Raw genomic sequence first — 22259 nt, 5'->3', positions numbered from 1 at the left:
CCGGGATGATATATCCGCGCGTGGATCGATGACGGAGACAGGATTATGGGCAAGCGCAGGCCTTTGCTGGTGATGGCGGCAGGCGGGACCGGGGGGCATATGTTCCCCGCTCAGGCGCTTGCCGAACTGATGCTGGCGCGCGGCTGGCGGGTCAAGCTGTCAACCGACGAACGCGGCGCGCGTTATACCGGAGCTTTTCCCGAGGGGGTCGAGATCGAAACCGTGTCCTCGGCGACTTTTGACCGGGGCGGAATATTGGCCAAGGCCGTCGTGCCCTTCCGGCTTGCGACCGGGGTGATTTCGGCGATTTTCGGCATGCGCCGTGATCGTCCCGATGTGGTTGTGGGCTTTGGCGGTTATCCCAGTGTGCCGGCGCTGACCGCCGCCTGGGTGCTGAAATTGCCGCGCATGATCCATGAACAGAACGGCGTTCTGGGCAAGGTGAACACATGGTTCGCCAACAAGGTCGACGTCATGGCCTGCGGCACATGGCCGACCGCGCTGCCCGAAGGGGTTGAAGGCATCCATACCGGGAACCCTGTGCGCGGTGCGGTCCGTGAACGGGCCGGGGCCGGGTATATCGCACCCGGGCCTTACCCGATGTCGATCCTTGTGATCGGCGGCTCGCAGGGGGCGCGGGCGCTGTCTGACATTGTACCGCCCGCCATCGCGGCACTGCCTCTGGACATGGTGGGCAATCTGCGCGTCAGCCATCAGGCCCGCGAAGAAGATATGGAACGGGTGGCCACCTACTATGCGGAACACGGTCTGGATGCCGATGTTCAACCCTTCTTTCACGACGTCCCCGCACGGATGAGCGAGGCGCAACTGGTGATTTCGCGATCGGGCGCGTCCTCGGTTGCCGACATCGCCGTGATCGGGCGACCCAGTATCCTGATCCCCTATCCTCATGCCACCGGCGACCATCAGGTCGCCAATGCGCAGGCGCTGGTGGATGCGGGCGCGGCGGTTCGCATGCCGGAAAGCAAGCTGACCGTCGAGGCGTTGAGCGAGGTGATCTACACGGTGCTCAGCGATGATGCGGGCGCGATCCAGATGATGCGGGGCGCGCTGTCCGTGGGCAAACCGGAAGCGGCAGAACATCTGGCGGCATTGGTCGAAGACCTTGCCGGACAAGCACAACAACAAGAAGAAGAGGGCAAGACAGATGAAGGATTTGGGGATTGAGCGGAGCGCCTGCATGACCGGGGCGACGAAACTGCCGGGTGATGTGGGCGCGATCCACTTTGTCGGCATCGGTGGCATCGGGATGTCCGGCATCGCCGAGGTCTTGCTGAACCACGGTTACCAGGTGCAGGGATCTGATCTGAAATCCTCCAAGATCACCCGCCGGCTGGAAGAACTGGGCGCGCATGTCTTCGAAGGCCAGCGGGCCGAGAACCTCGACGCCGCCGAAGTCGTAGTGATTTCATCTGCCATCAAGCCGGGCAACCCCGAACTGGATGAGGCACGCCGCCGCGGTCTGCCGGTGGTGCGCCGGGCAGAGATGCTGGCCGAACTGATGCGCCTGAAATCCAACGTGGCCGTGGCGGGAACGCATGGCAAGACCACGACGACGACCATGGTTGCAACGCTGCTGGACGCGGGCAAGTTCGACCCGACGGTGGTCAATGGCGGGATCATTCATGCCTATGGCTCGAACGCGCGCATGGGGCAGGGCGAATGGATGGTGGTCGAGGCCGACGAAAGCGACGGCACCTTCAACCGGCTGCCTGCAACCATCGCCATCGTGACCAATATCGATCCCGAGCACATGGAACACTGGGGCTCGATCGAGAACCTGCGGCAGGGCTTTTATGACTTCGTGTCGAACATTCCATTCTACGGGCTTGCGGTCTGCTGCACCGATCACCCCGAGGTGCAGGCGCTTGTAGGCCGTGTCAGCGACCGGCGCGTGGTAACCTATGGCTTCAACGCGCAGGCGGATGTGCGGGCCGTGGGGCTGACCTACAAGGCGGGCGTGGCGCATTTTGACGTGGTGTTCCAGCAGAGCGGCGAAAAGATCGAGGGCATGACCCTGCCGATGCCGGGCGATCACAACGTCTCTAACGCGCTGTCGGCCATCGCCGTCGCGCGGCACCTTGGCATGACGGGCGAGGAAATCCGCGAGGCGCTGGCCGCCTTTGGCGGAGTGAACCGGCGCTTTACCAAGGTGGGTGAGGTGAACGAAGTCACCATCATCGACGATTACGGCCACCACCCGGTTGAAATCGCCGCCGTGCTGAAGGCGGCGCGGCAGGCCTGTGGGGGACGCGTGATTGCCGTGCATCAGCCGCACCGCTATTCGCGTCTGTCGCATCACTTCGAAGAGTTCTGTTCGTGTTTCAACGAAGCGGACGTTGTGGCAATTGCCGAGGTCTTTGCCGCCGGCGAGGAGCCGATCCCCGGCGCGACCCGCGATGATCTTGTGGCCGGGCTTGTCCGCCATGGGCACCGTCATGCCCGCGCAATCCGCGATGAGGACGATCTGGAGCGGTTGGTGCGGGAACAGGCCATGCCGGGCGACATGGTGGTCTGCCTTGGCGCGGGTACGATTTCGGCCTGGGCCAATGGGCTGCCCAAGCGGCTGGAGGCGGCTCAGGGCTGAACCCGGCCCGCACCGTCGGTGCATTCTGCAAACATTCGGAAACGGCCCCCTTGCGGGCCGTTTTCTTGTTCATCGCCCCTTGGTCCACGCCAGGTTTTTATGCAATTGCATCTAGCGCAGGGGTTGTGCGGACGCGGAAAAGGGCGCAATCTATTGTCACCTCTGGGGGGCACGGAGGACAGACAATGTCGTTATCGCTGATCCTTGCCTGTGCCTGGGCAGTGCTGGCAAATGTGCTGGCCATGATACCGTCCAGAGACAATCACTGGACGCGGGCCTATGTGCTGATCGCACTGGGCATTCCTCTTGTGGGGTTCGTAACTTACCAAAATGGGCCGTGGCTGGGGCTGTTCGTGTTGTTCGCGGGCATGTCCATGTTGCGTTGGCCGGTTCGCTACCTGTTTCGCTGGGTGCGGCAGGCCGCAAGGTAAGGGGCTCCTGACTGGCGCATGACGCCCTGACCGGCGACACTTGGGCCGGACAAGGAGGTATTGTGCCCATGGCTGTTTTCATTCTTGCAGCGGTGGCGCTGGGGTCGCTTGGCATCGGCTGGGTGCTGGTGCGCAATGGACTGAATGCCCTGACCTGCGGCCTTGCGGCGGCGCTGGGCCTTGCCGCGGGATGGCTTTTCTACATGACCGAGGTCACGCCGGGCTGGGACGGATTAGGCTATGCCATTGTCCTGATGCTGGGCGCTTTGCCTGCTTTGGCGGGGTTGGCGGTGGGGGCATTGATCGGACGGTGGCGGCGGATCCGGGCCGAGACACCAGCCAAGACCGCCTGACCCCTTGCGGCGGCGCGCGGCGCGGCCTAGCAAGCGGTCATGACACAGATCCCGACACCTCGTGGCCGCCTGACGGCTGATCGCCCGTTGAACGACCTGACCTGGCTGCGCGTGGGCGGGCCTGCGGACTGGCTGTTTCAGCCTGCGGATCTGGACGATCTGTGTGAGTTCCTTGCGGCGCTGTCGGCGGAGGTCACTGTTTTTCCCATGGGCGTCGGGTCGAACCTGATCGTGCGCGACGGCGGCTTGCGGGCGCTGGTGGTGCGCCTTGGGCGCGGTTTCAACGGAATTACCGTCGAGGGAACGCGGGTGACGGCCGGGGCGGCGGCGCTGGATGCCCATGTGGCCAAACGTGCCGCCGAGGCGGGCGTTGACCTGACATTCCTGCGCACCATCCCCGGCAGCATCGGCGGCGCGGTGCGGATGAACGCGGGCTGCTATGGCTCCTACGTGGCCGACCATCTGGTCGAAGTGCGGGCGGTGACCCGCGCCGGAGAGCTGGTGACGTTGCCGGCGGCGGATTTGCAGCTGGCCTATCGGCAAAGCGTTTTGCCCGACGGCTGGGTTCTGGTTGAGGCGGTGTTCGAGGGGACGGAGGGCGAGCCGGAGGCGCTGGCCGCACGCATGGAAGCGCAGCTGAAGAAACGCGACGAGACACAGCCGACCAAGGACCGGACGGCTGGCAGCACCTTTCGCAACCCGGCAGGGTTTTCGTCCACCGGACGCGAAGATGACACGCATGAGCTGAAAGCCTGGAAGGTCATCGACGAGGCCGGAATGCGCGGCGCAACGCAGGGCGGGGCGCAGATGTCGCCCAAGCATTCCAACTTTTTGGTTAATACCGGCGATGCCAGTGCAGCAGACCTTGAGGGACTGGGTGAAGAGGTCCGAAAAAAGGTTTTCCAACACAGCGGAATACAGCTACACTGGGAAATCATGCGGGTCGGCGAACCGGCGCGGTGATTTGGGCCACCGATTTACCAAAACAAGAGCAGGGGCCCGGCGACCACAGGCAGGTTGCATCAAATTCATGGCGGGATGACCCGCGCAGATAAAGGCGACAGGGGCGCAACCCCTGCGCGATAACGAGGGGCATCGACCCCGGGCAGTTGAGGCGTTTGGGGATGTCGAGCAGGACACTCCCGAAGGTGGTGGTTCTGAAAGGCGGGCCCTCGGCAGAGCGCGAGGTTTCGCTGGTTTCCGGCCGGGAATGTGCCACCGCCTTGAGGGGCGAAGGATACGAGGTGATCGAACTGGACGCGGGGCCTGATGTGGTCGCGCGCCTGCAAGAGATCGCGCCAGGCGTGGTGTTCAACGCATTGCACGGACGTTGGGGTGAGGACGGCTGTATCCAGGGCATGCTGGAATGGCTGCGCATTCCGTATACGCATTCCGGGGTGCTGGCCTCGGCGCTGGCGATGGACAAGGAAAAGACCAAGGAGGTCTATCGCGCCGCCGGTCTGCCGGTGGCCGACAGTCGTCTGGCCCGGCGTGAGGCCGTCATGGCGGCGCATGTCATGGCGCCGCCTTATGTGGTCAAACCCTACAACGAAGGATCCTCGGTCGGCGTCTACCTTGTGCATGAGGATGCCAACGGGCCGCCGGTGCTGGACCCGACCATGCCCGAGGTTGTCATGGTCGAGGCTTTTGTTCCTGGGCGCGAACTGACGGCGACGGTCATGGGCGACCGGGCGCTGGGCGTGACCGATATCGTGACCGATGGCTGGTACGACTACGACGCCAAGTACAAGGCGGGCGGGTCGCGCCATGTCTGCCCCGCAGAGGTGCCGAAGGAAATCTATGACGCCTGCCTTGATTATGCCCTGCGCGCGCATGAGGCCTTGGGCTGCCGGGGTGTGACGCGGACCGATTTCCGCTGGGACGAGGCGCGCGGGCTGGACGGGCTGATCCTTCTGGAAACCAACACGCAGCCGGGCATGACGCCGACCTCGCTGTCGCCGGAACATGGTGCGCTTGCGGGCATGAGCTTTGGCCAATTCTGCGCATGGATGGTGGAGGATGCCTCGTGCGACCGGTAGAGAGTTACATCAGTGACGATCCGCAGATGGCGCGGCTGGACCCGCGGGCCTCGCGGCTGAAATACCGGCTTGAGCGGCTGATGCTGACACCATTGGTGCGGTTTTCGCTGCGGGTGGTGCTGCCCTTTGCCCTGTGTTTCGGCGCTGGCGCGGCGTGGTTTTCGGTCGAGGAAAACCGCACGGCCTTCAACCTGATGCTGGAAGAGGTGCGCGCCGCGATTGAGGATCGACCGGAATTTCAGGTGCGGATGATGGCGATCGACGGGGCGAATGGCGCGCTGGCGGATGCGATCCGCGTCGAGTTGCCGATCGATTTCCCGCTAAGTTCCTTCGACCTTGACCTTGAGGCGCTGCAACGCCGCGTCGTCAATCTGGACGCGGTGAAATCCGCCGAGGTGCGCGTACGACAAGGCGGCGTTCTGCAAATCGACGTGGTCGAGCGGCAGCCGGTGGTGTTGTGGCGGACCGTGCAGGGGATCCAGATGCTGGACGAGGGCGGTGTCTTTGTCGCGCCCGCACGGCGGCGGGCCGATCACGCCGAACTGCCGGTGATCGCGGGTGACATTCTGCGGGCCGAACTGATGCAGGCGCTGGCACTGGTCCGCGAGGCGGAACAGGCGGGCCCCGAGGCGGTGGAGCAACTGCGCAATGCGGCGCCGCAGACGTTGGAACAGGCCGAGACCGCACGTTTGCGGCTGGCGGCGGCCGTGGACGAGGCGCTGCGGCTGGATGCGTTGACCGGACCGATCCGGGGACGACTGCGCGGTTACGAACGTGTTGGCGCGCGGCGCTGGGACGTGGTTCTTGACCGGGGGCAGCGGATCATGCTGCCCGAGAAAGGAGCGGAACGGTCCCTTGAGCAGGTGATTGCCATGGCGGTGACCGAAGGTGTCGACCTTTTGTCACGCGATCTTGTGGCGGTGGATCTTCGGCTGCCACGGCGGCCGACAATAAGAATGACGGATGCAGCCACGCAAGAGATGTGGCGCATCAAGGCGATCGAGGCGGGTAAGGAAGTGTTGCGATGATCGAGCTTTACGAGTCTCAAAGGGCGATGAGGAACATGCGCCGGGCTGCAATGCAGCGTGGTGTGGTGGCAATTCTGGACGTGGGCAGCTCCAAGGTGGCTTGTCTGGTGCTGCGGTTCGACGGGTCCGATCCCTCGGACGAGGGCATCGGCTCGCTGGCCGGGCAGTCGGGTTTTCGGGTGATCGGCGCGGCGACCACCCGGTCGCGCGGTGTGCGTTTTGGCGAAGTCCACGATATGGGCGCGACCGAACGGGCGATCCGCACCGCGGTGCAGGCGGCGCAAAAGATGGCGGGCATCCGGGTGGATCATGTCATCGCCGCATTTTCGGGGGCTGAACCGCGGTCCTACGGGCTGGCCGGCAAAACCGAGGTCATGGGCTCTACGGTGGACGAACAGGATGTGGCGCGGGTGCTGTCGGCGTGTGACGTGCCGGATTTCGGCCACGGGCGCGAGGTGCTGCACGCGCAGCCGGTGAACTTTGTGCTGGACCATCGCTCGGGGTTGATCGACCCGCGCGGGCAGATCGGCAATGAACTTGGTTGCGACATGCACATGCTGACGGTCGATGCGCAGGCGATCCAGAACCTCGCACATTGCGTCAAACGTTGTGATCTGGAACTGGCCGGGCTTGCATCATCGGCCTATGTCAGCGGGATTTCTGCTCTGGTCGAGGACGAACAGGAACTGGGCGCGGCCTGTATCGACATGGGCGGCGGGGCCACTGGCGTGTCGATCTTTATCAAGAAACACATGATCTATGCCGACAGCGTGCGTATGGGCGGCGATCACGTAACCCGCGACATCTCGAAGGGGCTGAAAGTCCCGATGGCCACGGCGGAACGGATCAAGACCTTTTACGGCGGTCTGGTGGCCACAGGCATGGATGACCGCGAGATGATCGAAATCGGCGGGGACACCGGCGATTGGGAACATGACCGGCGCACTGTCAGCCGGGCCGAATTGATCGGCATCATGCGGCCACGTGTCGAAGAGATCCTCGAAGAGGTGCGCATTCGGCTGGATGCGGCCGGGTTCGACCATCTGCCGTCGCAGCAGATCGTCCTGACCGGTGCGGCAAGCCAGATCCCGGGGCTTGACGGGCTGGCGTCCAAGATCCTTGGCCAACAGGTTCGGCTGGGGCGTCCGCTGCGTGTACATGGCCTGCCTCAGGCCGCGACGGGGCCGGGATTTGCCAGTGCCGTTGGCCTGTGCCTGTTCGCGGCGCATCCGCAGGACGAATGGTGGGATTTCGAGATCCCGGTGGATCGCCTTCCGGCACGGTCTTTGAAACGGGCCGTGCAGTGGTTCCGCGACAACTGGTAGGGCCGGGGACGGCGCTCCCGCGGTCCTTCGGCCCACGGATCGCCCCGCCCACCGTCCCGTCAAGCGGCGCCTTTGGCGCCGTTTTTCGCATCCGGCGGCAGGAAAGGGGCCCTTGGCCCATTGTCAACCGGGCCAGGCAAAGCCCTGAACGGCGCGCATCAGCGACTGTACCCCCGGCGGTTGACGGCGACCGGGAACGGTGACGGCCATGATCTCGCGCGCGACCTCGGGGTCGATCAGCGGGCGTTGCATCAGGCCCGGCAGGGTGACGGAATATTCCGGCATGAAAGCAAACCCGATCCCGGCCAGAACCATGGCCTGCACCCAGTCCTCTCGTTCCGAACGAAACCGGGCATAGAGCGAGATCCCTTCGGTTTCGCAGATCCCCATGACGGTTTCGCGCATTTCACAGGCCAGCCGGTCGACGTAGTTTTCGCCGGACAGGTCCGACAGGCGGATCGCGTTCATGCGGCCCAGCCGGTGTTCGGGCGGAAAGACAACGACATAACGTTCGGAGTAAAGCGGCAGCGTGCGAAAGCGATCGCCGATGTCGCCCATGCCGGTCATAACGGCAAGATCGATTTCATCCTGATCCAGAAGCTGCTGCAAATCGTCCAGTGGTGCTTCGCGGACCGAAAGCTCCATGCCCTGATGGGTCTTTTCGAAATGCGCGAGGAAGCGGGCAAGGCGCAGGTGACCAATGGTGGACATCACGCCAAGGCGGATCGGTGTCTTTTCCAGCAAGCGAAAATTCTGTGCCAGCGTCTGCGCGGCCAGCGCTTCGTCAAGGATGTGCTGAAGATGAGGCAACATGGACCGACCGAAATCGCTGAGCACAATACGGCGACCTTCGCGGTGGAACAATTGCGCGCCAAGTTCTTCTTCGAGCACCTTGATGCCCTTGGTCAGCGCCGGTTGCGACACATGGCAATCGCCCGCAGCCTTGGTGAAATTCAGGTGCCGTGCCGCGGCAAGGACATAACGTATCTGCGACATTTCCATCGCCGGTCCCTCCAGATCCTGGTCGCATCATAGCGCGGGAAACCGAAACCGTGGGTTATGAAAGCATAATCAACCGCCATTTCCGAAACCGCCGGAAATGCGCTGCAATATGAGCGCAGATTGATCAAAGGAGACGGACGATGGCGGTATTCATGGTGGAACGGTCGCTGAAAGGGATCAGCATGGAGGATCTTGGCGCGGCGCAAAAGGCGGCAATCTCGACATCGGCGCAGACCGAAGGCGTCCGCTATATCCGCACCACATTCGCCCCCGGGGACGGGCGCTGCATGTGCCTCTTCGAAGGCGGCTCGGCCGAGGATGTGCGCGCGGTGAACGATGCGGCGGGGCTTCCCTATGACCGGGTGGTCGAGGCGTTGGACCTGACCCCCTGAGGGGGCCGCCTCGGGGATAGGAAAAAAGACGCGCGCAGCCCCGTTTGCGCGCGTTTTCGCGGGTGACAGCGGCCGCGCGTCGGTTTAGATTATGCACAGGTGCCCGTGGATAAGAGGCATCAGGAGGGTCGGGCAGGCTTTCCGTTCAGCTCTGGAATTTCAATGTCTCGCGTGGCTTGGGCCGCTGCGCGCAAAGCGGCTGCTTGTGCCGAATTTTCCTCTCCCTACCAGATATGTGGATATCTTCGATATCGGCGGAAATACGTCATGTTTTTGCCCATATTTGGTGGCATTTTTGCGTTTTTCGCGTGACGTGCCGGGCCTCAAACGGTAGGATTCAAGGGAACAGGCTGCGCATAGGCCTGAAACCGGAATAAAAAGACAGGCGGACACACTCATGGCACTGAACCTTTCGATGCCCGGGCAGGACGAACTGAAGCCCCGTATTACGGTCTTTGGCGTCGGCGGGGCAGGCGGCAACGCCGTCAACAACATGATCGAGAAACAGCTCGAAGGCGTCGACTTTGTCGTTGCCAACACCGATGCGCAGGCGCTGGCACAAAGCATGTCGCAAAGCCGCGTTCAATTGGGTGTCAAGGTGACCGAAGGGCTGGGCGCCGGGGCGCGCGCCTCTGTCGGCGCAGCCGCTGCCGAGGAAAGCATCGAGCAGATCGTCGACCATTTGGCCGGCGCACATATGTGTTTCATCACCGCGGGCATGGGCGGGGGGACCGGGACAGGGGCCGCACCGATCATCGCACAGGCCGCGCGTGAACTTGGGGTTCTGACCGTCGGTGTCGTGACCAAACCGTTCCAGTTCGAAGGTGCCAAGCGGATGCGCCAGGCCGAGGCCGGCGTCGAAAGCCTGCAAAAGGTGGTCGATACGCTGATCATCATTCCGAACCAGAACCTTTTCCGCCTTGCCAACGAAAAGACGACCTTTACCGAGGCGTTTTCGATGGCCGACGATGTCCTGTACCAAGGCGTCAAGGGCGTGACCGACCTGATGGTTCGTCCGGGTCTGATCAACCTCGACTTTGCCGATGTGCGCGCCGTGATGGACGAGATGGGCAAGGCCATGATGGGCACCGGCGAAGGTGAGGGCGAAGATCGCGCGATTCAGGCGGCCGAGAAGGCCATCGCCAACCCGCTGCTGGACGAGATCAGCCTCAAGGGCGCGAAAGGTGTCCTGATCAACATCACCGGCGGCAACGATCTGACGCTGTTCGAACTGGACGAAGCGGCAAACCGCATCCGCGAGGAAGTGGACGCAGATGCCAACATCATCGTCGGTTCGACCATGGACGAAAGCATGGGTGGCCTGATGCGTGTGTCGGTGGTCGCCACCGGCATCGACGCCACCGAAAACGTCCACGACATTCCGGTGCCGCGCCGCCCGCTGTCCAAACCGCTGGGCAACACCGCAGCCGCTGCGGCCCCTGCGCCGGAAGTGCAGCAGCCGCAGCCGGTTGTGGCCGAGCGCGAGCCGGAGCCCACGCTCTTTGGTCAGATGGATGAGCCGGAACAGTCCGAACCGGTTCTGTCGCGCGACTATGACGAAGTGATCGAAGAGGCGCAGGGCGATGACGGCCTGCCTCCGCCGGCCTATCGTCCGCAGGTGGCAGAGTTCCGCCCCGCGCCGGACACCATCGAAGCCGATCCGCAGGATTTCGTGGCACCGCGTCCGGCGGCGCCCGGCACACCCAGCCCGGCAACCATGGATCGCCTGAAGGCGGCCGCCGCCAAGACCCGTGACGAACAACCCCGCCCGGCACCTGCGCCGCAGCCTGCCCCGGCCGAGGAAAAGTCGCGGTTCAGCGTCAATTCGCTGATCGGCCGCATGACCGGCCACAGTGAACCGGCCGCCCAGCAACAGCCGCGCCGCGCGCAACCGCCGGTTCAGGCGCACCGCCCGGCCCCGATTCACGATCAGGAACCCGAGGCGGAAGACGACCGCATCGAGATCCCTGCCTTCCTGCGTCGTCAGGCAAACTAAGCGTCCGGCACAATGCGGGGGCGGCGGGTTTCCGCCCCGGCGGGTTCCGTTTCACAGATCGCCCCCGGCCTGCGCCGGGGGCGATTTTGCGTTGTAACGGGCGGTAATAAACTGTTCACAAACCGCAACACTTGGGCCAAAACCCTTGAAGCAGGCGGCAATTGACCGCCCTTTTGCGTCGTGTTTTTCGGTGGTGATTTTTATGCCTTTTCAGATGCTTGTTGGTCGGGTTTCATCCGGTTGGCGGGGTTTTGCCGACCCGGTCCGCAGCATGTTTCACACGGTTACAATCTTTGATTTGAGACGTGGCCCCCGGTTGGTTACCTCCATGCCCAAAGCCGCGTCCGGGTTGGGGGGACGTGTGCAACCCAGAGGTCTCCTCGTGCAAACCACGCTACGCTCTTCGATCAGTTTCTCCGGTGTTGGCCTTCATTCGGGCCGTCCCGCTCGGCTGACCATCCGTCCCGCCAGCGCCGATTACGGCATCTGGTTCAAACGGACGGACATCCGCCTTGGGGACACCATGATCCCGGCGCGTTGGGATGCTGTCGAGGCTTCACCGCTTTGTACGCAGATCGTCAACCGTGCCGGGGCCTCCGTGTCCACGGTGGAACATGTGATGGCGGCGCTGGCGGGATGTGGTGTGCACAACGCCTTGATCGAAATCGACGGACCCGAGGCCCCAATCCTCGACGGGTCTTCGGTTCCGTTCGTGCGTGGCATCCTCTCTCGCGGGTTGCGTGAACTGTCTGCGCCGATCCGCGCCATCGAAATCTTGGCACCGGTCGAGGCCCGTACCGACATGGGCTGGGCGCGCCTCTCGCCGGGCCAACCGGGGCAGGGGCTGACCATGCAGTTCCACATCGCCTTTTCCGACGCTGCCATCGGTGAGCAGAGCAAGACGCTGAACCTGGCCAATGGGGCCTTTGTGCGCGAGCTTTGTGACAGCCGCACCTTCTGCCGGGCCTCGGATGTCGAAGCCATGCGCGCGGCGGGCAAGGCGCTGGGCGGGACATATGAAAACGCCGTTGTGGTGGATGGCGACAAGGTGCTTAGCCCGGGCGGTCTGCGCCACTCGGACGAGGCCGTGCGCCACAAGATGCTGGACGCATTGGGCGATCTGGCGCTGGCCGGGGCGCCGATCCTTGGTCACTACGAAGGCCACAAGGCGGGGCACGCCATGACCAATGCCCTGTTGCGGCAGTTGTTCGATACACCTGATGCCTATCGCGTCGTGTTGTGCGATCCCGCGCAGGCCGCACGCCTTCCTGGCGCCGGGGTCGAGAGGCATGAGATTCCGGCTGTTGCCTGAGCCCTGTTGCATGGGCGGCAAGGTCGGCATTAATCCGTCTTCAAGACGTTTTGCACCGGAATTTTCTGTGCTAGACCCCTCGCAATGGGTCGCCCTCAAAGGGGGCACCGAACAAAGCAGAGGACGATCGGGCATGTCTGGGGGCGGTTCGCGTAAACTGGTAATCGTGGCTTTGGCTGCCTCGCTGGTACTCACCGGCTGTGATTCGCTTCGCAAGCGCGAGGTGGGCCCGGGCAACGTTCCGCTGGAGTCCTATACGGCCAAGCAGATCTTTGAACGGGGCGAATACGAACTTTCGCGGAATGACCCGAAAGACGCCGCCTTCTACTTTGGTGAGGTCGAGCGGCTTTATCCTTATTCGGACTGGTCCAAGCGTGCGCTGATCATGCAGGCCTACGCCTATCATGAGAACAAGGACTATGAGAACGCGCGCTCGGCCGCGCAGCGGTTCATTGATTTCTACCCGGCGGATGATGACGCGGCCTATGCGCAGTATCTTTTGGCGCTGTCCTATTACGACCAGATCGAACTGGTGGGGCGTGACCAAGGGCTGACTTTTCAGGCGCTGCAAGCGCTGCGGACGGTGATCGAACGCTATCCCGATAGCGAATATGCGCGTTCGTCGGTGCTGAAGTTCGACCTGGCCTTTGACCATCTGGCGGCCAAGGAAATGGAAGTTGGGCGCTACTACCTCAAGCGCCAGCATTACGGCGCGGCGATCAGCCGGTTCCGCGTGGTGGTTGAAGATTTCCAGACCACGACGCACACGCCTGAGGCGCTGTTCCGCCTGATAGAGGCTTACCTGTCGCTTGGGCTTTTGAACGAGGCGCAGACGGCGGGGGCGATCCTTGGCTATAACTACCAGTCGACCGATTGGTACGAGGATGGTTACAAGCTTTTGCAAAAGCAGGGGCTGAAGCCGACGGCGCTTGGCGACAACTGGCTCTCCGCGATCTATCGCCAGATGATCAAGGGTGAGTGGCTGTAAAGACGCCAGGATTGGTGGCTAGCGATGCTGCGCGCGCTTGAAATCAGGGACATGTTGATCATTGAACGGCTGGAGCTTGAGTTCCAGCCGGGTCTGAACGTGTTGACCGGCGAGACCGGGGCGGGCAAGTCGATCCTGCTGGATTCGTTGGGTTTTGTGCTGGGGTGGCGCGGGCGTGCCGAATTGGTCCGCGCCGGCGCCGAACAGGGCGAGGTGGTGGCCGAGTTCGATCTGCCGGAGGACCACGAGGCCCGGGCCGTGCTTGAAGAGGCCGGGTTGCCGGTTTCGGACGAATTGATCCTGCGGCGGGTGAACAGCAAGGACGGACGCAAGACCGGCTGGGTCAATGACCGGCGCGTATCGGGCGAGGTTCTGCGGCGACTGTCCGAGACGCTGGTTGAACTGCACGGCCAGCATGATGACCGTGGCCTGCTGGACCCCAAGGGGCACCGCGCGATTCTGGACCTGCATGCCGGGGCAGGTGAGGCCCTGAGCGAAGTGCGACGCTGCTGGCGCGGCGTGGGGGCGGCCCGCAAGGAACTGGATGCCGCCCGGGCGGCGCTGGAGGCGGTCAAGGCCGAAGAGGAATTCCTGCGCCATGCGGTCGAGGAGCTGGAAAAGCTCGATCCGCAACCGGGCGAGGAATCCGAACTGGATGCGCGGCGTCGGATGATGCAATCGGCGGAAAAGATTCGCGACGACATTGCGCAGGCTTCAAGCGCCTTGGGGTACGACGGGGCCGAAGGGGCGATGTCTAACGCGTTGCGCTGGCTAGAGGGGGCTTCGGACAAGGCCGAAGGACGGTTGGAGGCGCCGATTGCGGCACTGGCGCGTGCCATGGCGGAACTGGACGAAGCGGCGCGCGGCGTGGCCGATTGCCTTGAGGCGCTGGAGTTCAATCCGCTGGAGCTGGAAGAGGCGGAAGAGCGGTTGTTTGCGATCCGTGGGCTTGCGCGCAAGCATCACGTGGCACCGGATGAATTGGCAGGGCTGGCCACCGAACTGGCGGAGAAACTTGCGGCGCTGGATGCAGGCGAGGCCCGGATCGGCGGGCTTGAAAAGGCGGTGCGCGCGGCCGAGGCGGAATACGACCGGGCGGCGACGGCGCTAAGCGCATTGCGGCGCGCGGCGGCGGAAAAGCTGGACGCGGCCGTGGCGGGCGAACTGGCGCCGCTGAAAATGGAGCGGGCGGTTTTTCACACCGCTGTCACCGAGGCACCCGCTGGGCCGGAGGGGCGCGACGCGGTGGCCTTTACCGTGGCGACCAACCCCGGCGCCCCGGCGGGCCCCCTGAACAAGATCGCCTCGGGCGGGGAACTGTCGCGGTTCCTGCTGGCGCTGAAGGTTTGCCTGGCGCAGGCGCAGGGGCGGGGTGCCACGATGATCTTTGACGAGATCGACCGAGGCGTCGGCGGGGCGACGGCGGATGCCGTCGGGCGCCGGCTCAAGGCCTTGTCCGAAGGGGGGCAGGTGCTGGTGGTGACGCATTCGCCGCAGGTAGCGGCGCTGGGCGGGCATCACTGGCGGGTGGCCAAGCGCGTGGCCGGGGATATGACGCTGTCCGAAGTGGTGCCCCTTGCTGCGAATGAACGCGAAGATGAAATTGCCCGGATGCTGTCGGGCGATACGGTCACGAAAGAGGCCCGCGCGGCGGCACGGGCGCTGTTGAAGGCCTGAACCGTGCCTTGGCTGTCCCCGTGCGGACAGCCAAAGCTCACCCTTTTGTCAAAGACTTGCAGAGAGGGCTCTTGCCTTCGCTGATCCTTGGCCCCTGTTTCCGAGGGCGAAGGACCCGTTGGACGACGGGGACCGTGGGCAACCCGCTCAGGCCGCCTGTGTCGAAGGGTGCGCGCGGCGGCGGGGCAACAGCCCTGCGAGGAGCGTCAGGCAAGCGGTCTGGGCGGTCAGCACCGCAGGCCAGATTTGCGGGAAGGCCGGATCGAGGTATTTCTGCGGACCGAAGGAGACCAGAGCCGTCAGCGCGGCGAGCAGGGCCAGCGCCGGACCCGCAAGTGGATGATCGGCAAGCATGAAACCGGCGGCGCAAATGGCCAGCGCAGCGCCGAGGAAAGGCGCCATGGCAAAGAGCGGGATGGCCTGCGGCGGATGCGGGGCAACGCCGGCGTAGAGCGCGCCGAGCATCACGGCCTGAAGAATGAACAGGGTCATCAGTGCCGCGCGGCGCGGGGTGGGGGATTGCATGGGATGTCCTTTCCTTATGGTCCTGCGTGGATATTCTGCGCCAAAGGCGTAACTATGTGTACGGTTGCTCTTTGGCGTAATCATATGTACGCTTTTCGTCAAGAGGTTTGTCGAAAGGCGGGGAATGACACCTGAGGCACGGGAAGCGCGCGAGGCGCAGATTGCCGAAGCGGCTTATGCGATTTTGGCGGAGAAGGGCTTTGCCGGCCTGTCGATGCTGGCAGTGGCCAAGCGGGCCAAAGCCTCGAACGAAACGCTCTATCGCTGGTACGGCGACAAGACCGGCCTGTTCCGGGCGCTGATCCTGCGGAATGCGGCGCAGGTCACGGCGCGATTGGAGGATTTGCCCGATGCGCAGGACGAGGTGCTGGAGAGCCTTGGCGCGGCGCTGCTGGACATGCTGCTGAGCCCGCGCGCGGTGGCGCTGAACCGTGCGGCGGCGGCAGAACCCAGCAATGCTTTGGGCGCGGTGCTGGCCGAGGCCGGGCGCGGCACGGTCTTTCCGCGGCTGCGGACGGTTTTTGACCGGCTCGTGGCCGAGGGAACGGTGCAGGGACCGGCAGAGGAGGCAGCGGCCTTATGGGTAGACCTGCTGGTGGGCGATTGGCAACTGCGGTTGGTCACGGGGGCCATGGCGCCGCCCGGGCCAGAGGCCCGCGCGGCGCGGGTGGCGCGCGCGGCACGGGGAGTGCACGCCTTGCAGGCGTGAGACGGAATTGGCGGCCGGGATCAAGCGGTGGCGCGGCGGGATATGCGCGACAGGGCACGGGCAGGACACTCTGCCCCCATGTGACGGGCCGGGCCTCCGGGCGCCCCGACTGACGGGGCTGCGCCCGTCAGCGGCCCACCCTCCAGCCGCAGCCCGGCGTCAGTTGCCCGGAACCAGCTTGCCCGGGTTCATGATGTTCTGCGGATCCAGTGCGCGCTTTATCGCTCCCATGATCTGCCAGCCTTCGCCATGTTCGGCCTGCATGAAGGGCAGTTTGCCATAGCCCACGCCATGTTCCCCGGTGCAGGTGCCGCCCAGCCCCTGCGCACGACGGGCCATGCGGGCGGCCAGATCCTTGGCGATTTGCAATTCCGCCGGTTGATCGGGGTCGATCAACAGGATGGCATGGAAATTCCCATCCCCCACATGTCCGAGGATCGGGCCGGGTATGCCGCTCTGGGCGATGTCCTCTTGCGTGGCTTCCACCGCCTCGGCAAGACGCGAGATCGGCACGCAAATGTCAGTCACCACGGCGCGCGCACCGGGACGCGAGGCGAGAATGGCGTAATAGCCGTTGTGGCGCAGCGCCCAGAGCGCGCGCCGTTCCTCTTCGCGGGCGGACCAGCGAAAGGCGCTGCCGCCGTGATCGGCGACAATCTCGGCAAAGCGTTCGGCGTCTTGGGCGGTGCTGTCCGGGCTGCCGTGGAATTCCACCATCAGGTGCGGCGCCTCGATCATGTCCATGCCCGCATAGGCATTGAAGGCCTGAGCGGTCTGCGCACAGGCAAATTCGATCCGGGCCATCGGGATGCCCATCTGGATGGTTTCCATCACGCAGGCGGTGGCCGCGCGCATGTCCGGAAAGGCACAGATCCCGGCACTGACCGCTTCGGGGATACCATGCAGGCGCAGGGTCAGTTCGGTCACAAGCCCCAGCGTCCCTTCGGACCCGACCATAAGCGCGGTCAGGTCATAGCCCGCGGCGGATTTGCGCGCGCGGGTCCCGGTCCGCACCACACGGCCATCGGCCAGCACAACCTCTGTCCCCAGAACATTGTCGCGCATCGACCCATAGCGCACCGTCGTAGTGCCCGAGGCGCGCGTCATCGCCATCCCGCCGATCGAGGCATTGGCACCGGGATCCACCGGGAAAAACAGCCCCGTGGCGCGCAATTCCTCGTTCAGGGCCTCACGCGTGACGCCGGGTTGCACGGTGACGTCCATGTCGGCGGGGCGGATCTCCAGCACCTTGTTCATCAGCCGGAAATCCACGGTGACGCCGCCGCGCAAAGCCTGACCATGGCCTTCGAGCGAGGTGCCGGCCCCCCAGCCAATCACCGGCACGCCGTGGCGGGCGCAGATGTTGACAATATCGCGGACCTCCTCGGTCCGGCGCGGATAGGCGACCGCCTGTGGCGGTGTATTTGGAAAATAGGACTCCGAGGCGCCATGCGCTTCGAGATCGGACTTGGACAGGCTGACGCGTTCGCCTAGGAGGGTAGTCAGTTCTTCGATCGCCTGGGCGATGGGCATGGGATACTCCGGCACATTTACCGGGCCACACTAACCCTTGCCTGCGGCGTGGGAAAGTCACCGGATCAAGGGAGGCCGGATTGCTGAACCTGCTGCACGATCACCTCAACAGGTTTCAGGCCGGATGTGGCCGGGGCTGGGACATGCTGCGACATCGCGGTCCCGGTCAGGTTCAGTTCTGGTTCATCGCGCTGGGGCTTGGACTTGCCTCGGGTTTGGCCGCCATCGCCTTTCGGTTTGCCATCGAATCCCTGCAAACGCTTGTCTACGGAACGCCGGACTTGCAATCGTTGCATTCCTTCGCGGAACGTCTCCCTTGGCTCTGGGTGCTGCTGGTGCCGGCACTGGGAGGAATCGTCGTGGGAATCGTCCTGCATCTGGCCACCCCTGACGGGCGGGTGCGGTCAGTTGCGGATGTGATCGAAGGAGCCGCGCTGAACGACGGGCGCGTTGAAAAGAAGGCCGGGATCGCATCGGCGCTGTGTTCGTGGATCACCCTGTCGACCGGGGGCAGCACGGGCCGGGAAGGGCCGGTGGTGCATATTGCGGCCATGTGTTCCAGCTGGGTGGCCAATACGCTGAAGGTCGACGGGATCACCGGGCGCGACCTGCTGGGCTGTGCCGTTGCCGCGGCGGTGTCGGCCAGCTTTAACGCGCCGATTGCCGGGGCCTTGTTCGCGCTCGAGGTGATCCTGCGCCATTTTGCGCTGCATGCCTTTGCCCCCATCGTGGTGGCCAGCGCGGCGGGCACGGTGATCAACCGGCTGGTCTATGGCGATGTCACGGAATTCGTACTGCCGGGCACGACCACGGTGGAATTCTATCTCGAATTGCCCGCGTTTTTTATTCTCGGGCTTGTTTGCGGGTTGGTTGCCGTCATCATGATGCAATCAATCTTTCTTGCCGACGACATGGAAACCCGTTTGCAGCGCAAGCTGGGATTGCCGCACTGGATGCGCCCAGCTGTGGCCGGGCTGTTGCTGGGCGGAATCGCGATTTTCTTTCCGCACATCATCGGCGTCGGATATGAAACGACCAGTCGCGCGCTTACCGGTGGGCTGCTTCTGCATGAGGCGTTTGTCTTTGCCGTCCTCAAGGTTGTGGCCGTGTCGATCACCATGGCGGGCCGGATGGGGGGCGGTGTCTTTTCCCCTTCGTTGATGGTGGGGGCGTTGACCGGGCTGACCTTTGGCCACATCGCCACCGGCATCTTTCCCGAGGTGTCTTCGGCCTTTACACTATATGCGCTGGCGGGAATGGGGGCGGTGGCGGCGGCGGTTCTGGGCGCGCCGATCTCGACGACGCTGATCGTCTTTGAACTGACCGGGGACTGGCAGACCGGGCTTGCGGTGATGGTTTCGATTTCCATGTCGACCGCGGTGGCCAGCCGATTGGTGGACCGGTCGTTCTTCCTGACGCAACTGGAACGGCGTAATGTCAGTCTGGCCGCCGGGCCGCAGGCCTATCTTCTGGCCATGTTCCGGGTGCAGGGCGTCATGCGCAAACCCACGGATGAGAATGCCGCCGACGAAGAAGCCTGCCTGAGGATGATCGAACAGGGGTTGTACGTGCAGGCCAGCGCGACGCTGGAGACCGCTTTGCCCCGGTTCGACAAGTCCGGGGTGGCCTTCCTGCCCGTGGTGACGATGCAGGAAGATCAACCGATCCTTCAGGGAGCGCTGTTCCATGTCGATGCGCTCAAGGCGTATAACCGTGCGCTTGCCGCCACGGCGGAAGAGGAACACAGCTGACGACGGTCACGGGGCGGCGTAGCGTCGTCCGTCGTCGTCAATTTCCTGCCCGGCCAGGTCGGGATAGCTGGCCCCGGTTGCCTTGGCGAGCGTCCAGACATCGGTAAAGGCCGCGCGGATGTCAGGCGGAACGACGCAGCCTTTGGCGGTTTCGATCCAGTCCAACTGGGATGTGACCATGTCATGCTCGCGCGTCCAGTCCCACAGGTAAAGGTCATAGCTCGTCTGATCCGCCCCGCAGTCGAAGTTCAGCGAAAACTGGCGCAGCGAAGAGATCGGGAAATCGGCTTGAAACATGCGCAACTCGTCGGCCGAGCGGGGGGGCAGTTCCGATGCCTGCAGGCTGCGCTGGACTGACCTTGCGGTTGTCAGCGCATAGACCGGCCATCCATTGCCCTCATTCAGCGATGCCGCAAGGGCGCGATCATAGGCGTCATAGGCGGTGACCAGCGCAGCGCTGTAACGTTCCGCCTTGTGCTGGGCCTGCCAGAGGTTCAGCAGCGCCTGCACCTCGCCCGTGCTGGCCGCCAGCCTCAGCAACCGCAACAGCTCGTCCGGGTCCAAGGGGGCGACCTTGCCGGCCAGAATGTCTTTGGCCAGCCATGCGGCGGCCCCGGGGTGCCCGCCATTCGCGGCAAGGCGGTATTGTATGGCGGCGGCCTCGAAATCCGGGCTGTGTTTGGCATCCTCGCGCAGGTGCAGGCGGGCAGCGTCCAGCGCGCTGTCCAGATCCCCGGCCAATGCTGCGGCCTTGTACCAGTCCAGCGCAGCAGAGGTGTCGGTGGCTGTGCCTTGCCCGGTTTCCAGCGCATGTGCCAGCCAGTACATGGCCTGCGCATCGCCGGCCTTGGCAGCTTGGCGGAAAAGGGCGACAGCCTGGGTCCGGTCCTGCGCCACTCCCTCACCGTCCCAGTGGTGGAACCCCAGGTTGGTCAGCGCCATCGGCAGGCCGGTTTGGGCGGCCTGCTGAAACAGGGCAACGGCGTGGCTTTTGTCCTTTGGAACGCCCCGGCCTTCTGCATAGAACGCGGCAAGGTTATTAAGCGCAAGCGGAGACCCAAGCCTGCCTGCGCGGGCATATAGGTCGGCCGCTTCGGGCAGATCCCTGTTGGCCTGATCCAACGCGCGGGCGAGTTGATAGACCAGCCGCGGGTTGTCCGGTTGTTCCGCCACAGCTTGCCGACAGGCAGGAATGGCGGCCTCGGTGTCGATCCGGTCAAATGGCACACCCTGAAAGGGCGCGGGCAGACCGGTATCAAGGTCGCTCGCTGCCAACTGGTGGCAAAGGTCGATTGCCGTGGCTTTGGTTTCGGCCTGTACGGGCACGTTGCCGGATAGCCCGGCCAAAAGGGCCAGCACGGCGATGCGGGTCGATTGGGTCGTCAAGGTCATCATGCCCCCCGAAAGTTCCGGAACGTGCCCAACATAGCCAAATTGGCAGGTCGCGGCAGGTCAGTGATTCCAGAAGGCCCGCACCACCGTCCAGACCGGCACCAAAACGGGCGGGCCCAAAGGCACCGCCCGTGTGTTTTCCCGGTCTTGCCTGCGGCGCGCCTTACTTGAGCCGCGACAGGTTGTTCAGGACGCAGAACTGAAGATCCTGCCCGCTGCGGCCGGCACAGGCCGCAATTGCATCGCCAAAGGAATTATACGTCGGCTCACGGTGGTGGTCCCGGCGACGGTCGCCGTCGCGGTCGCGCCAATGGTCCCGGTCATCCGAGTAGTCCGTGCCATTGTGCGAAACCGGAGCGGGCTTGCGCGTGGTCAGATAGTCGCCATGTGCCCAACCCGTATGGCCCGAACCGTGGCGCAGCAGGATCCATTTGCCCTTGCGGCCAAGCTCGGTCACCTTGTCGCGCTGTTTCATCGTCATGACGACAGGGTAGGATGTACCCGGGCCGCTGCGCATGTTCAGCCCGCCATAGCCGGGCGCGTGCACCCAATAGGTCGTGCCCGCGTGTTTGTCGCCATAATCCGGTGTGCGGTCGTGACCGTAGCCCTTGTTGACCTGGTTGCGCGACAGAACGCGATTGTTCACCCAGCCATGTTTTCCGCGATAGGTGACGCGATACCAGTCGCCCTCCTGAGCGTAGACGCGCAGTTTGTCGCCGTGGTTCATTGTGTCGATCACGCGGTCATTCCGGGACGGGCCGTTGCGCAGGTAGGCATAGCCGCGACGGGGCGCGTCGACCCAGTAGAGGGTGCCTTTGCGCTGGTCATCCGCGTGTCCACCATGGCCTTTCTTGGGTTTCTGATTGGAAAGAAAGCGGCTGTGCGCCCAGCCGACCGAGCCAGAGCGATCCCGCACCTTGACCCATTTGCCGGGCGCGCGCAGCAGTTCGACCTTGCTGCCGTGGGGCATTCTGGAAATCACGTGATGCTGGGTCGAGGGACCGCTGCGCAGGTTGAGATAGCCATCGCGGGGCGCGTCGACCCACAGGGTCGAGGCCGCCGCCGCAGTGGCGAGGAAAAGGGCCGAAAGAAAGGTTAGCAATCTGAGCATGGGTTCGTCCTTTGTTGTCGGAAGCGATGGGTCAGACTTGGGCCATTTCCCCCCGGAGGGGCAATATCGGAGGGCTGATAGTGGATA

At 64.0% G+C, this 22259-nt stretch carries 20 protein-coding genes; 15 read left to right on the top strand and 5 right to left on the bottom strand.

Features of this window, described 5'->3' with window-relative positions; translation table 11 throughout:
- Positions 1–45 precede the first annotated feature (45 nt).
- From KJP30_RS22685 to ftsA, 8 genes are all read left to right on the top strand, one after another.
- Positions 46–1188 (top strand): UDP-N-acetylglucosamine--N-acetylmuramyl-(pentapeptide) pyrophosphoryl-undecaprenol N-acetylglucosamine transferase, encoded by a 1143-nt coding sequence (locus KJP30_RS22685; protein ID WP_218451820.1) that lies wholly within the window; start codon positions 46–48, stop codon positions 1186–1188.
- 13 nt (positions 1189–1201) lie between these two features.
- On the top strand, positions 1202–2608 hold the full coding sequence (gene murC / locus KJP30_RS22680; RefSeq protein ID WP_218451819.1) for a UDP-N-acetylmuramate--L-alanine ligase: 1407 nt from the start codon (positions 1202–1204) through the stop codon (positions 2606–2608).
- A gap of 185 nt (positions 2609–2793) precedes the next feature.
- Positions 2794–3039 (top strand): DUF2484 family protein, encoded by a 246-nt coding sequence (locus KJP30_RS22675; RefSeq protein WP_218451818.1) that lies wholly within the window; start codon positions 2794–2796, stop codon positions 3037–3039.
- Between the two features lie 68 nt (positions 3040–3107).
- Entirely contained in the window at positions 3108–3392 is a 285-nt protein-coding gene (locus KJP30_RS22670; RefSeq protein WP_218451817.1) for a hypothetical protein, read from the top strand.
- Between the two features lie 39 nt (positions 3393–3431).
- Entirely contained in the window at positions 3432–4355 is a 924-nt protein-coding gene (gene murB / locus KJP30_RS22665) for a UDP-N-acetylmuramate dehydrogenase (RefSeq protein WP_218451816.1), read from the top strand.
- 155 nt (positions 4356–4510) lie between these two features.
- Positions 4511–5431, top strand: a complete 921-nt coding sequence (locus KJP30_RS22660) for a D-alanine--D-alanine ligase (protein ID WP_218451815.1) — start codon at positions 4511–4513, stop codon at positions 5429–5431.
- A complete protein-coding gene (locus tag KJP30_RS22655; RefSeq protein ID WP_321206957.1) occupies positions 5419–6459 on the top strand; it encodes a cell division protein FtsQ/DivIB in 1041 nt (346 codons plus the stop codon). Before KJP30_RS22660 ends, KJP30_RS22655 begins: the two co-directional genes overlap by 13 nt.
- Positions 6456–7784 (top strand): cell division protein FtsA, encoded by a 1329-nt coding sequence (gene ftsA / locus KJP30_RS22650; RefSeq protein ID WP_218451814.1) that lies wholly within the window; start codon positions 6456–6458, stop codon positions 7782–7784. The genes KJP30_RS22655 and ftsA overlap by 4 nt, the downstream gene beginning before the upstream one ends.
- A gap of 123 nt (positions 7785–7907) precedes the next feature.
- Here the strand turns inward: ftsA and KJP30_RS22645 are convergent, their stop codons facing one another.
- Positions 7908–8780 carry a LysR family transcriptional regulator gene (locus KJP30_RS22645; RefSeq protein WP_218451813.1) on the bottom strand — a complete coding sequence of 291 codons (873 nt, stop codon included), beginning with the start codon at positions 8778–8780 and terminating at the stop codon, positions 7908–7910.
- Positions 8781–8926: 146 nt separating this feature from the next.
- Here KJP30_RS22645 and KJP30_RS22640 point away from each other — a divergent pair, with 146 nt between their 5' ends.
- The 5 genes from KJP30_RS22640 to recN all read left to right on the top strand — a co-directional run bounded on the left by KJP30_RS22640 (position 8927) and on the right by recN (position 15151).
- Positions 8927–9178, top strand: a complete 252-nt coding sequence (locus KJP30_RS22640) for a DUF4242 domain-containing protein (RefSeq protein ID WP_218451812.1) — start codon at positions 8927–8929, stop codon at positions 9176–9178.
- 397 nt (positions 9179–9575) lie between these two features.
- Positions 9576–11174 carry a cell division protein FtsZ gene (ftsZ, locus tag KJP30_RS22635; protein WP_218451811.1) on the top strand — a complete coding sequence of 533 codons (1599 nt, stop codon included), beginning with the start codon at positions 9576–9578 and terminating at the stop codon, positions 11172–11174.
- Between the two features lie 382 nt (positions 11175–11556).
- Positions 11557–12486, top strand: coding sequence for a UDP-3-O-acyl-N-acetylglucosamine deacetylase (lpxC, locus tag KJP30_RS22630; RefSeq protein ID WP_218451810.1), 930 nt, complete (start codon positions 11557–11559; stop codon positions 12484–12486).
- Between the two features lie 133 nt (positions 12487–12619).
- Entirely contained in the window at positions 12620–13474 is an 855-nt protein-coding gene (locus KJP30_RS22625; RefSeq protein WP_218451809.1) for an outer membrane protein assembly factor BamD, read from the top strand.
- A gap of 24 nt (positions 13475–13498) precedes the next feature.
- Entirely contained in the window at positions 13499–15151 is a 1653-nt protein-coding gene (recN, locus tag KJP30_RS22620) for a DNA repair protein RecN (RefSeq protein ID WP_218451808.1), read from the top strand.
- Positions 15152–15298: 147 nt separating this feature from the next.
- On the opposite strand, the gene KJP30_RS22615 is transcribed toward recN, so the two are convergent.
- On the bottom strand, positions 15299–15676 hold the full coding sequence (locus KJP30_RS22615) for a hypothetical protein (RefSeq protein WP_218451807.1): 378 nt from the start codon (positions 15674–15676) through the stop codon (positions 15299–15301).
- A gap of 124 nt (positions 15677–15800) precedes the next feature.
- On the opposite strand from KJP30_RS22615, the gene KJP30_RS22610 reads away from it, so the two are divergent.
- Positions 15801–16385, top strand: a complete 585-nt coding sequence (locus KJP30_RS22610; RefSeq protein ID WP_218451806.1) for a TetR/AcrR family transcriptional regulator — start codon at positions 15801–15803, stop codon at positions 16383–16385.
- 159 nt (positions 16386–16544) lie between these two features.
- On the opposite strand, the gene KJP30_RS22605 is transcribed toward KJP30_RS22610, so the two are convergent.
- Positions 16545–17918 (bottom strand): FAD-binding oxidoreductase, encoded by a 1374-nt coding sequence (locus KJP30_RS22605; RefSeq protein WP_218451805.1) that lies wholly within the window; start codon positions 17916–17918, stop codon positions 16545–16547.
- A 143-nt stretch (positions 17919–18061) separates the two neighbouring features.
- On the opposite strand from KJP30_RS22605, the gene KJP30_RS22600 reads away from it, so the two are divergent.
- Complete coding sequence (locus KJP30_RS22600) at positions 18062–19669, top strand: chloride channel protein (protein ID WP_218451893.1); 1608 nt, start codon at positions 18062–18064, stop codon at positions 19667–19669.
- A gap of 6 nt (positions 19670–19675) precedes the next feature.
- On the opposite strand, the gene KJP30_RS22595 is transcribed toward KJP30_RS22600, so the two are convergent.
- On the bottom strand, positions 19676–21061 hold the full coding sequence (locus KJP30_RS22595) for a DUF2610 domain-containing protein (protein ID WP_218451804.1): 1386 nt from the start codon (positions 21059–21061) through the stop codon (positions 19676–19678).
- Positions 21062–21224: 163 nt separating this feature from the next.
- A complete protein-coding gene (locus KJP30_RS22590; RefSeq protein WP_218451803.1) occupies positions 21225–22172 on the bottom strand; it encodes an SH3 domain-containing protein in 948 nt (315 codons plus the stop codon).
- Positions 22173–22259: the final 87 nt, after the last annotated feature.

This window comes from Antarctobacter sediminis (assembly GCF_019218285.1).
GTDB lineage: Bacteria > Pseudomonadota > Alphaproteobacteria > Rhodobacterales > Rhodobacteraceae > Antarctobacter > Antarctobacter sediminis.
The sequence above is the reverse complement of the archived record's forward strand: the minus strand, read 5'-3'. Positions and strand labels throughout refer to the sequence as shown.